10 protein-coding genes and 1 pseudogene are annotated in these 10,823 nt (G+C 50.6%); 9 read left to right on the forward strand and 2 right to left on the reverse strand.

Features of this window, described 5'->3' with window-relative positions:
* Positions 1-108 precede the first annotated feature (108 nt).
* The 6 genes from HALA3H3_RS15560 to HALA3H3_RS15585 all read left to right on the forward strand — a co-directional run bounded on the left by HALA3H3_RS15560 (position 109) and on the right by HALA3H3_RS15585 (position 6,208).
* Positions 109-585 carry a GNAT family N-acetyltransferase gene (locus tag HALA3H3_RS15560; protein WP_022522515.1) on the forward strand — a complete coding sequence of 159 codons (477 nt, stop codon included), beginning with the start codon at positions 109-111 and terminating at the stop codon, positions 583-585.
* Between the two features lie 9 nt (positions 586-594).
* Complete coding sequence (locus tag HALA3H3_RS15565; RefSeq protein WP_022522516.1) at positions 595-1,506, forward strand: LysR family transcriptional regulator; 912 nt, start codon at positions 595-597, stop codon at positions 1,504-1,506.
* 163 nt (positions 1,507-1,669) lie between these two features.
* A complete protein-coding gene (locus tag HALA3H3_RS15570) occupies positions 1,670-3,091 on the forward strand; it encodes an amidase (protein WP_022522517.1) in 1,422 nt (473 codons plus the stop codon).
* An 11-nt stretch (positions 3,092-3,102) separates the two neighbouring features.
* Positions 3,103-3,330: a hypothetical protein gene (locus HALA3H3_RS15575; protein WP_022522518.1), complete on the forward strand. Its 228-nt coding sequence runs from the start codon at positions 3,103-3,105 to the stop codon at positions 3,328-3,330.
* Positions 3,323-4,816: a sodium:solute symporter family protein gene (locus tag HALA3H3_RS15580; protein WP_022522519.1), complete on the forward strand. Its 1,494-nt coding sequence runs from the start codon at positions 3,323-3,325 to the stop codon at positions 4,814-4,816. Before HALA3H3_RS15575 ends, HALA3H3_RS15580 begins: the two co-directional genes overlap by 8 nt.
* Before the next feature lie 75 nt (positions 4,817-4,891).
* Positions 4,892-6,208, forward strand: a complete 1,317-nt coding sequence (locus HALA3H3_RS15585) for a DUF2252 domain-containing protein (RefSeq protein WP_022522520.1) — start codon at positions 4,892-4,894, stop codon at positions 6,206-6,208.
* On the opposite strand, the gene HALA3H3_RS26230 is transcribed toward HALA3H3_RS15585, so the two are convergent.
* The gene (locus HALA3H3_RS26230; RefSeq protein WP_158414245.1) at positions 6,180-7,082 is read right to left on the reverse strand and encodes a LysR family transcriptional regulator; all 903 of its coding nucleotides are present in this window, start codon (positions 7,080-7,082) and stop codon (positions 6,180-6,182) included. The two genes, HALA3H3_RS15585 and HALA3H3_RS26230, sit on opposite strands and share 29 nt — an antisense overlap.
* Positions 7,083-7,207: 125 nt before the next feature.
* On the opposite strand from HALA3H3_RS26230, the gene HALA3H3_RS15590 reads away from it, so the two are divergent.
* Positions 7,208-8,401, forward strand: a complete 1,194-nt coding sequence (locus HALA3H3_RS15590) for an amidohydrolase (RefSeq protein WP_022522521.1) — start codon at positions 7,208-7,210, stop codon at positions 8,399-8,401.
* 28 nt (positions 8,402-8,429) lie between these two features.
* Positions 8,430-9,851 (forward strand): YfcC family protein, encoded by a 1,422-nt coding sequence (locus tag HALA3H3_RS15595; protein ID WP_022522522.1) that lies wholly within the window; start codon positions 8,430-8,432, stop codon positions 9,849-9,851.
* A gap of 185 nt (positions 9,852-10,036) precedes the next feature.
* Here HALA3H3_RS15595 and HALA3H3_RS28000 read toward each other — a convergent pair.
* A pseudogene (locus HALA3H3_RS28000) lies at positions 10,037-10,455 on the reverse strand (IS30 family transposase); the annotation flags it as partial.
* 86 nt (positions 10,456-10,541) lie between these two features.
* Between HALA3H3_RS28000 and tnpA the strand changes: the two are divergent.
* Positions 10,542-10,823, forward strand: a 282-nt coding sequence (tnpA, locus tag HALA3H3_RS15600; protein WP_053857007.1) for an IS66 family insertion sequence element accessory protein TnpA, incomplete at its 3' end; no start/stop codon positions are given.

Below are 10,823 nucleotides of genomic sequence, written 5' to 3' on the forward strand. Positions count from 1 at the left end.
GCGGTAAAGCCTCTGGCTAGCGGCGTGTGCGGAAGGTATCGGCGCTGGCCAGCCTACCCATATATCGCTACTGTATTCGCCTGTGCTAAATAAGATAGGGCGCCATTCATGCAAAGCGATATCACCCTCCAGCGGCTCAGCGCTGACGATCCAAATGTTGTGTTAGTTTCGGGGTGGACATTTGAAGCCTGGGGTCATTTACACCCAGGTCTCACCCAAGAACAGGCTATTCAACATTTAAAGGCCGAATGTGGTCAGGGTGGTGTGCCCTCCATCTTTGTGGCTATGCAAGGCGAAACCCCTGTGGGAACCGCCAGCCTAATTGCCGATGATATGAGCATTCGTCGTGAATTTACCCCCTGGCTTGCCTCAGTATTTGTCGTACCCGAATGGCGGGGGCAGGGTATTGCCTCTGCGTTGGTACGCCGGATAGAAGTAGAAGCCGCTGAGAGCGGCATCGAGCGCTTCTATCTCTATACTCCCGACCAGCAGGCGCTCTATCGTCGGCTGGGTTGGCAAGATGAAGAAAGCCTTGAGTATCGGGGCGAAAACGTAACAGTGATGTCACGGCAGCTGGGGCTTTAAGGGGCGCTTATGATCAGTGGCCGCGCATTACGCTATTTCGATACTGTGGCCCGGTGTCGTTCGCTGCGCCAAGCTGCCGCCCAACTGCATATTGCCCCCACAGCGATTAGCCGCCAGATCGATTTACTGGAACACCAGCTTGGCGCACCACTCATCGAGCGTGGCCCCAACGGCATTAGCCTGACGGCGGCGGGGGAGTTGTTGGCTGCCCAGGCGCAGCGTACCCTCCGTGACCTAGAGCGGGTGCAGGAACATATTGCCGATTTGAAGGGCTTGCGAACTGGGCGGGTCAGTTTGCAGGTGGCGGAAGGCGTTGTCGCTGGCTTGCTAGCGCCTACGTTAGCCAAGATGGGGCAGCGCTATCCCCATTTGAGTTTTGATATCGGGATCGTCAGCGCTAGCCAAATGGTGGAGGCGCTACGCCGAGGTGATGCCGATATTGGCTTGTCCTTCTTTATGCCCCGCCATGATGACATTGTGCCCTTTGCTAGCGCCGAGTTGCACCACCATGCAGTGATGGCTCCAGGCCATCCATTGACCGCAGCTTCTGAGGTGAGTCTTCACTCTCTGGCAGCGCACCGGCTGATCCTGCCTGATGAATCTTATGGCGTGCGCCAAGCGCTGGAGCGCGCCGCTCATCAGGTCGGGATAGTTCTGGCCCCCACCTTTAGAACCGCTTCACTGGAAACTCAAAAAGCACTCGCCCTTAACGGTGCAGGTGTTCTGGTATTGCCACCGATGGCGGTAGCTCGGGAGTGCCAATTGGGTCAACTCGTTAGCATTCCCTTGGCTTCTTCAGAGCTTGAAGCAGCGCGGGTAGATCTCTGCGTTTATCGCCATCGCCAGCGTAGCTTTGCCACCGAGGCGTGCCTTTCGCTGCTGGCAAGTGCCCTACAAACACTACAATCTCCTTCATCTTGAAAGATATTGAAAGAAGATCCTGAAAGAATAGAGTGCACACAAAAAGTGGACACGCTGCGGTCAAGATTGAAATAGCAGAAGACACGGTGTGGGTTCATGCTGAGATTGTTGATAACGAAAGCCTGATAACGTCAGTCTGATAACAACAGCAAAAGGTAATGTGATGCCTGAACTACACCAACTCACCGCCATCCAATTAATTGATGGCTACCGAGCTTATAGGTTCTCGCCAACTGAAGTAGCCAGCGCCCTGGTTGAGCATATCGACGCCTGGGAGCCGCACATCAATGCGCTGTATGCCTATCAGCCTGATGCGTTCATTAAAGCAGCCGAAGCCTCCACCCAGCGCTGGGCTAGGGGGCAACCTAGCGGCGCGCTAGATGGCGTGCCAATAACCCTTAAAGAGTTGATTGCCACCAAAGGGATGCCAGTGCCGGGGGGAACCGGGCTTGGCGAGCAGCCTGTTGCCACCGAAGACGCTCCCCCCACTGCTCGTTTAGGGGAAGATAACGCTCTGCTGCTGGCGAAAACTACCTGCCCCGACTTTGGCATGCTCTCATCCGGGCTCTCGTCGTTTCATGGTTTGACCCGCAATCCATGGGATTTAGCTTGTAATACCGGCGGTTCAAGCGCGGGCGCGGGCGCTGCCGCCGCTGCTGGGCTTGGGCCACTGCATGTGGGCACCGATATTGGTGGCTCGATACGCCTTCCTGCGGCGTGGTGTGGTGTCGTCGGCTTTAAGCCCACTTTGGGCCGGGTACCGATAGACCCTTATTATGTAGGCCGCTGTGCCGGGCCAATGACCCGAAGCGTAGCGGATGCCGCGCTGATGATGACGGCGCTTGCCCGCACAGATCGACGCGATGCGATGCGTCTGCCGCCGGAAACGATTGACTGGATGGATCTGGAGCTCGACGTTAAAGGTTTGCGAGTGGGTGTGATGATGGAGGCGGGCTGCGGGTTACCTTTGGATGATGAGATTCGCCACCACGTGGAACAGGCTGCAAAGCAGTTGGAAGCCGCTGGGGCAACGCTGGTGCCGATGGCGCCAGTGCTGACCCGTGAAATGTTAGAGGGACTGGATCACTTCTGGCAGGCCCGTCAGTGGGGCGAGCTGTTAAAGCTCTCGGCTAATGAGCGTGAGCAAGTGTTGCCTGCCATTTTAGCCTGGGCCGATGGTGGTGCACACTTAAGTGGCGTAGAAGCAGTGCACGGTTTTCAGCAAACCATGGCGATGCGACGCGCCACCGAAGCCGTATTTGATGAGGTCGATGCGGTGATTTCACCCACCACACCCAATATCGCCTTCCCAGCTGAGTGGCCATCGCCTACCAATGATCCGCGTCGGCCCTTTGAGCACATTGCTTACACCGTGCCGTGGAATATGGGCGAGCAGCCTGCGATCTCGCTTAATGCTGGGTTTAGCCGTTCCGCTAGTTCCGTCAATATGCCGATAGGTGTGCAGTTGGTTGGCCCGCGCTTTGGAGATCACTTTGTGCTGAAACTGGCAAGGCTGCTAGAAACGCGTTTGGCGTTGCCCACGCGCTGGCCGATGCTGCCAGTGATTAACTCTGCAGTTAAATAAGAGGAACACTCATGGAACGTTTATTAGTACTGCCTACCTCCCGGGCGGGCTGGGGGCTGTTAATTGCGTTTGTGGTGCTGGTGCTGGCAGGAACGTGGCCGGTGATTGGTTGGGTAAACAGAGCCACCTTAGTGATGGGCTTGCCTCTGTTAGTAGTGTGGAGCTACCTGGTGATTTTTGCCTGCGTAGTGGTGATGCTGATCGGCAATTGTATTGTGGAGCGAGACGACCATGAATAGCCCTTGGCCACTATTGATTACCTTGACCTATGTCGCTATTGCCATGGTGATTGGCCTACGCGCCAGAGCAGGGCGTTCCATGAATAGCTTGGAGGAGTGGGGCGTAGCGGGCCGCAGCATGGGGCCGGTGACGCTCTACCTGCTGATTGCCGCCGGTAGTGTGAGTGCTTACACCTTTATGGGAGCGCCCGGGTGGGCTTATTCCAAAGGGGTGGCGGTGTTTTATGTGGCGATTTACCTTTCGTATCTAGCGCTGGTTGCTTGGTATTTCGGCCCTAAAGTGTGGCAGTTCGGCGAGCAGTTTGGTCACGTGACCCAGGCAAGTGCCATATCCGACCGCTACCAGAGCCCCGCGCTAGGCGCACTGGCGGCGCTTGTTATGGCGATCGGCTCTATTGCTTATGCGGTGCTGCAGACCATAGGTTCGGCTTATATTCTGTTTGTGATGAGCGGCGGTTTGATTCCGATTTGGTTGGGGGTCGTGCTGGTACTGGCCTGCATTGCCGTTTACCTCTATGCCAGTGGTCAGCGGGCGATTGGTCGCACCAATGCCTTTCAAGGCGTGTTGATGCTGATTGTGGCTTGGGCCGTTGGCCTCTGGGCCGTTCATAGCGCCACCGGCGGGTTGAGCTTTGCGGGCGTGTTCGAGCGTATCCAAGCCGAGCATAGCGAGTTTCTCACTCTGCCCGGCGCAGGCGGCGATATGAGCTTTAGTTTCTGGACAACCTCGATCATCGTTTCCATGTTCTCGTTTATGCCGCCGGTGTGGACGCAGTGGATGAGCGCCTCCTCGGCACGAACTATTCGCCGCAGCGCGACGTGGCTACCCACGTATTACGTGGTTATTCTGCCTATGGTCGTTGTCGGCTTTATTGGCATTTTTTCGCTACCTGAATTGGCCCGGGCCGATACCGTGGTACTTGAGTACGCCATGCAGCACTTGCCGGTAGTATTGGTTGGATTACTTGGCGCGGGTACTTTGGCAGCCTCAATGTCTTCCAGCGAGCCGTTTATTCATTCGGTATCGTTGTCACTCAGCAAGGATGTACTACAGCCGGTGTTAAAACTCTCGGATGGCGTTACTGGAAAACTTGCGCGGCTGCTGATCCTGCCCATTATGTTCTTCGTGGTCGCGCCGCTCGCAATTGCCGAGCCCGGCAGTTTGGTAATGATTCTGTTAGTGGGGCTCGGGTTTGCCTCCCAGGTGCTGCCTGCCTTTATCGGCATGTTCTTCTGGCCGCGAGCTTCTCGCTTGGGTGTAATGGCGGGTATCGTAGCGGGCTTTCTGATTACCGTGGCGTTTACTACTCTTTGGCCACACCCAATGGGTATTCACGCGGGCTTCTGGGGGCTGATGCTCAACCTGCCGGTATTTGTCGCCGTCTCTTTGATTACGCCTGCTACCCACGCTGAGGTGGTGGAGCGCTTCTTTAGTATTGCCGCTCCACGAGGTTTTACCCAACGGGGACGTCGAGCTGCGGTGTGAGTGCTGACTTAATCTATTCATGGTTATCGACTACCTTTGTACTAAAGTGTTTTTTGCATCAACAAAGGTAATTCGATGAGTCATGCATTGACTGGACATAACCGCCCTCAGCAGGTGATTGAGGCTACCCACCAGGCGAATAACGCCTTACCAACGGCCACCCGCCAAGCTAAGTACGCCAAAATGGCTGCGTCGCCCTACCGCTTTTATCGCGGCAGTAATCATTTGTACTGGAATGATGTATGGCACGATTGGCGTTTTGCCCTGTTTGGTGGCTGGCCGGAGACCCAAACCTGGTTGCAGGGCGACGCCCACGTCTATAACTTTGGCGCTTATGGTCACCACGATGACCAAGTGCGCTACGGCATGGATGACTTCGATGATGCGCTGATTGGCGACTACCAATATGACCTGTGGCGGCTGGCTATCAGCGTCGTATTAGATGCTCGTGAAAATGCTGAGCTGGATCCAAAAGCGATTGATAAAGCGCTTAAAAAGTTAATAGAGGGCTATTACCAAACGCTGGTCGATCACGTTGATAGTCAGCCCGTGCAGGCCGTGACCCTTGATAGTGCAAAGGGCCTGCTTAAGCCCTTTATGAGTAAAGTCGCCGATAAGCAAAGCCGTGCGCGGATGCTCGAAAAGTGGACGACCCTAGATGGGCAGAAAGGCCGCCAGTTCGCCGAACGGCCTGGCAAGCTCGCTAACCTGCCTGCGGATGTGGCCAGCCAACTACGCCGCTTAATTGAGCAGGAGTATCAGCAAACGCTACAACACGCTATTAAAGAGAGTGATCCCCACCATTTTCGCGTCAAAGATACGGCACGGCGTTTGGATGCAGGCACCGGTTCGTTGGGTGTCGAACGCTATTACGTCTTGATTGAAGGCGGTGTCGAGCACGAGCACGATGACATCATCCTGGATGTTAAAGAGCAGGTACCTCCAGAAGCATTTCGATTAATGGATAAAAAACAGCAGCAGGCGTGGCGTAAGCTGTTTCCTAACGAAGCCATCCGTCATGCAGCTGCCTTCCACGCCATTGCTGAGCACCCAGATGCCTATCTCGGCTGGCTAACCATGAACGGAAAGGTGTTTTCGGTGCGTGAGCGCTCGCCGTTCAAGAAAGACTTTCCGACCCATAAGCTTTCTGGCGGTAAGTCATATCGAAAACTGGCAAAGCAGTGGGGAGAAATTCTCGCCCGTGAACACCAGCGCGGTGCCCAGGCGCTTAACCAGGGTGACTCAACACGCTTTGCCAAGGCCGTTTGCCAACGATTAAAAGGGCGTGAAGACCTGTTTATTGAGGTGGTTACAACACTGGCGGTGGCTTACGCCGACTGCACAGAGCAGGATTACGCTGTGTTTATTGATCACTTTCTGGCCAATCCATAGCGGTAGAAAATGATACTAAATGCTCAATTGCAGGCGTTGTATATAAAGGGTGCCATACTAGCATCAATGGAAGTTCCAGCGTGAGGTCTGGTATTCGATAGCTAACGAGATTTTTAGGAGCATCCGTCATTGTTAGAGCAGGGAGGAGAGTACATCCCATGCCTGCTGATACTAGGCTGCGCATGGTAGTATTATCGCTGCACTCTTGCACAATGTTTGGAATAAATCCTGATTCTATAAAAGATTGGTGTAATTTGTCATAGCTGCTAGGCGTAGAGTCTCTTTTAAACCAAATGAAGTCTTCATTATTGAGGTCAGCTAGGCAGGTTGGTGGGTTTTGTGCTAAATAGGAGTTTTTGCTTGTAACTAAAACCATATGATCTTTATAAAGGCATCGGCTACGTAGTTCAGGTTGTGTTTCAGGATGTAGAAACATTATTCCAATATCTTGGAGATTATTATGTATTGCTTCTATTTGTGAGCCTGAAAGCCGTGGCTCTATAAATAATTCTACATCTGGGTGTTGTTTTCGAAACTTATTTAAAAGGCGTGTGATGTTTGGAATCCAATGATGGATTGGAGTGATGCCAATACGCAAAGAGCCATATTGGCCATTAGCAATATTTTTTGCTTGTTGCTTGATGGTCTCGAAGTCTTCCAGCAGTAGTTGCGTATTTTTATAGAATGAAGTGCCAGCTGCAGTAAGTATAATCCCTTGATGAGTTCTGTGAAATAGCTGAAATCCAAGGTCTTCTTCTAACATGTGTAGTTGGCGCGTCAGCGCTGGCTGAGCGATGGGTATTTTGCGAGCTGCTGAAGATATCGTACCCTCATCTACAACTGCTAAAAAATAACGTAGCTGTTTGAAATCCATTGGAAAAATATGCTTATTTAAGTGAGTATACCAATATAGTATGGATTGCATATAAAAACTATATTTCCGATACGAGATAAAATCGTATAACACTAAATGAACTCACACAATCATTCGGTGGAAATATGTTGCAGACGATCCAAGACGATTTTTTTCATAGGCAGTATTCTTACTTACAACGTTTTCGCCGTGAGTTGCATCGACATCCAGAATTAGGCTTTGAGGAGTATCAGACATCTGAAAAAGTGATGCAGGAGCTTGATAGATTAGAGATTGGTTATGCCAGGGATATAGCGGGCACCGGTGTTGTGGCTACTATAAAAGGAAACCTGGATGACAATAATAGGAGCATAGGACTACGTGCAGATATGGATGCATTACCCTTAACAGAATTGAGTGAGGCCTCCTATGCTTCTGAAATTAAAGGTAAAATGCATGCCTGTGGTCATGATGGGCACACGGTGATTTTACTGGGGGTTGCTGCTTGGTTCGCAGAGCACCGTGATTTTTCTGGAACTCTTCACTTAGTTTTCCAACCAGCAGAAGAGGGGCTTGGCGGCGGACAACAAATGGTTAAGGAAGGACTGTTTGAACGATTTCCTATGGATGAAATTTATGCTTTGCATAATTGGCCGGAATTACCATTTGGAAAGGTAGGAATCTGTTCTGGCCCAATTATGGCTGCTGCTGATCAAGTGAAGATCAGGGTGCAGGGTAGAGGAGGGCACGGAGGTGTGAACCCACACCGTTCCATTGATCCTGTCCGAATGGCTGGTACCTTGATTCAAGCATTGCACAGTGTCGTTTCGAGAGATGTAGATCCAATAGCGTCGGCGGTATTGAGCTTGTGCGGTATTCAAGGGGGGACTCTTGACGGTTTTGCTGTTATTCCAGATGAAGTCAACATTAGTGGTACAGTGAGAACGCTTGACGATAGCAGTCGTACTGCCATTGAAAATGCTATGGCTAGGGTTTGTGAAGGAGTGGCTCATGCATACGGTGGAGAGGTGTTCCTAGAGTATCAGCGCCTCTTCCCAGTCACGGTCAACTCACCAAGCTCTGTATGCTTAGTCGAATCTTGTGTTGAGGCCACCTGGGGAAGAGGGGCTTTGGTAGACAATGTATCTCCAAGCTTAGGTGCAGAGGACTTTTCCTTCATGCTGAAGGAGTGTCCAGGTGCCTACTTTTTTCTAGGCACGGGAGAGGAGGGTAAATGCCATCCTCTACATAGTGCTCATTACGATTTCAATGATCGCATTATTCCTTATGGAAGTCGTCTTCTTGTAGAAATAGTGATGAAAGCATTGACTGATAAATAAAGCTAATAAGCAAGGGTCTGATAATATTATGTCTAATGATAAAGAGTCGATTGCTAAGAGTAAACTGTGGTATGAAAAGCTGCCACATCCAATAGCTCTTATATTTTGGATATTACTTTTTACTTACTTATTAACGTTGCTAGTCCCTTCGGGAGCTTTTCAGAGAGAAGAAGTAAATGGACGAGAGTCGGTTGTTCCAGGGACTTTCGAGATGGTGGAAGCACCTCTTCTTTCACCACTAGATGTCTTTTTTTCTATCCCTCATGGGATGGTTTCTTCTTCTAGTATAATTTTTATTGTTTTTATTGCTGGAGGTTTGTTTCGACTTCTTTCAGCGACTAAGGCATTAGAAAATACTGTCGGTACCTTAATAAAAAAACTAGGAACTGAGCGACAGACTTTAACAGTTTGGGCTATGACGTTTATTTTCGGAATGCTAGGAGTGGTAGTTGGGTATGAAGGGAATATAGCCTTGATTCCTCTAGCCATCTTCGTTGGCTTAGCTTTGCGGGGTGACTTGATAGTTGGCCTGAGTATGGCCGTCGGTGGGATAGGTTTTGGATTTGCAGCCTCTCCTGTTAATCCTTATACAGTCGGTGTTTCGCAAACTATCGCTGACATACCACTTTTCTCAGGGTTCGGGCTAAGAACAGTTATGGCGTTGGTGATGCTTAGTATTGTAGCTCATCACACCTCTAGCTATTTGAAGAAAATTCAGATTTCTCCACAGAAAAGTTTTGCGAAAGGGCTTTCTACTCAAGGTATGCGGTTGGAAAAAACGCTTGAAGAGTACCGCATGGGGCGTGTTGATTTTATAGTAATATGTACTTTTCTAGTCGGATTGGCATTGATTTTATACGGGGTTTTTTCATTAGGATGGTATATTAATGAAATATCTGGTGTGTTTTTAGCAATTGCTGTCATTTGTGGTATTTTAACTGGAATGAAAACAAATGAGATGGTTGAACACTTGCTTAAAGGCGCTGCCTCAGTTACAGGAGGAGCTCTGATTATAGGGGTGGCACGAGCCATTCAAGTATTATTGGAGCAAGGGCAGGTTGGAGATACTATTATCAATGCGCTAGCTGTGCCGGTTGCACAATTGCCTTTAATGTTCTCTTCGATAGTGATGACGTTGGTGCATGGGGCTATTAATATCTTTATACCATCTGGTAGTGGCCAAGCAATGGCTACGATGCCCATTATGATCCCATTATCTGATATTGTTGGCATGACACGCCAGACAGCTATCTTAGCATTCCAGATTGGCGATGGGTTCACTAATATGATCTCTCCGACATCAGGTGGTACTCTTGCAATGTTAGCGTTGGCGGGAGTTCCATATGATAAGTGGCTGCGTTATGCCCTACCATTGATTATTAAATGTTTTATTGCTAGTTGGCTGTTCATTATTTTTGCTGTCTTTATTGGCTGGGGGGCGTCACTTTAACTTGTACATATAATAGACCGGATGATAAATTCTGAATTCAACTAAGGAACCTCTGATTAACTATTGCGCTTGGCTATACGGCGTTAAAAATCGCCTCAAAATGCTCATTTACAGCTCGTAAACTCCGCTTTTTCGTTGATTTTTGCCTTGTTTAGCCTTCGCTCATTACGTTAATCAGAGGCACCCTAAACTAATAAGTGCAGCATCTGTGGCTCTAGTGCTCCTGAGTACTCTCCCAAGAACACCTGGGCAGTGGTTCGGTATCCCAGCCGCTTCCTGGGTTTATCGTTCAGCTTATTGACGATCCTTCGCAGCTCTGTATCGGACACGTTTCGGAAGTCAATCCCTTTCGGGAAATACTGGCGAATCAGATCATTGGGGTTTTCATTAGTACTACGCTGATATGAGCGGTGCGGATCGGAAAAAAGGTCGTTGCTGATCCGGCCTTGGCCACTTTCCTGTGCTCGGCGAATTCTGACCCATTATCCAAGGTGGTGGTGTGCACTGCCCCACGGCGGGATGTCACTAACCCAGACTCTTTGTGGCCTTTGAGCACCGTGTCGTTTTCCCAATGCCCAGTATGTCGTCGGTCTTCCACCTCGGCAGTAAGCGTTCATTCTAAGACGTCCTGCCGCCCGGCTGACATTCGCCCTACAGTAACCTCACATTTGCCCACACGAGGTTACCCCCATGAGAAAGCACCGCACCCCGGAACAGTGGCAGGCCCTGGTTGACCAGCATCGTGACAGTGGTCTGTCAGCTTCGCAGTTTTGTAAACAAGAGAACATTGGCTATTCCAGCTTCTGCAACTGGCGAAAGCGCCTGTCCGATCAGCCGACCGATAATTCGACAGACTCTGGAGAAGCCAGCTTTCTCGATTTGTCGTCACTGATGGGCACGTCGCCATCATCCGGCTTAGGCTGGAATATTGTGCTCAGCCTGGGTAACGGCGTCGAGCTACGGCTGAGCCAG

Source organism: Halomonas sp. A3H3, assembly GCF_000982975.1.
Lineage (GTDB): Bacteria > Pseudomonadota > Gammaproteobacteria > Pseudomonadales > Halomonadaceae > Vreelandella > Vreelandella titanicae.

Coding starts and splice junctions, on each gene's coding strand:
- HALA3H3_RS15585 (WP_022522520.1), top strand. CDS start 4,892: ATGAGTCATGCATTGACTGGACATAACCGCCCTCAGCAGGTGATTGAG.
- HALA3H3_RS15565 (WP_022522516.1), top strand. CDS start 595: ATGATCAGTGGCCGCGCATTACGCTATTTCGATACTGTGGCCCGGTGT.
- HALA3H3_RS15590 (WP_022522521.1), top strand. CDS start 7,208: ATGTTGCAGACGATCCAAGACGATTTTTTTCATAGGCAGTATTCTTAC.
- HALA3H3_RS15570 (WP_022522517.1), top strand. CDS start 1,670: ATGCCTGAACTACACCAACTCACCGCCATCCAATTAATTGATGGCTAC.
- HALA3H3_RS15560 (WP_022522515.1), top strand. CDS start 109: ATGCAAAGCGATATCACCCTCCAGCGGCTCAGCGCTGACGATCCAAAT.
- HALA3H3_RS26230 (WP_158414245.1), bottom strand. CDS start 7,082: ATGGATTTCAAACAGCTACGTTATTTTTTAGCAGTTGTAGATGAGGGT.
- HALA3H3_RS15595 (WP_022522522.1), top strand. CDS start 8,430: ATGTCTAATGATAAAGAGTCGATTGCTAAGAGTAAACTGTGGTATGAA.
- HALA3H3_RS15575 (WP_022522518.1), top strand. CDS start 3,103: ATGGAACGTTTATTAGTACTGCCTACCTCCCGGGCGGGCTGGGGGCTG.
- HALA3H3_RS15580 (WP_022522519.1), top strand. CDS start 3,323: ATGAATAGCCCTTGGCCACTATTGATTACCTTGACCTATGTCGCTATT.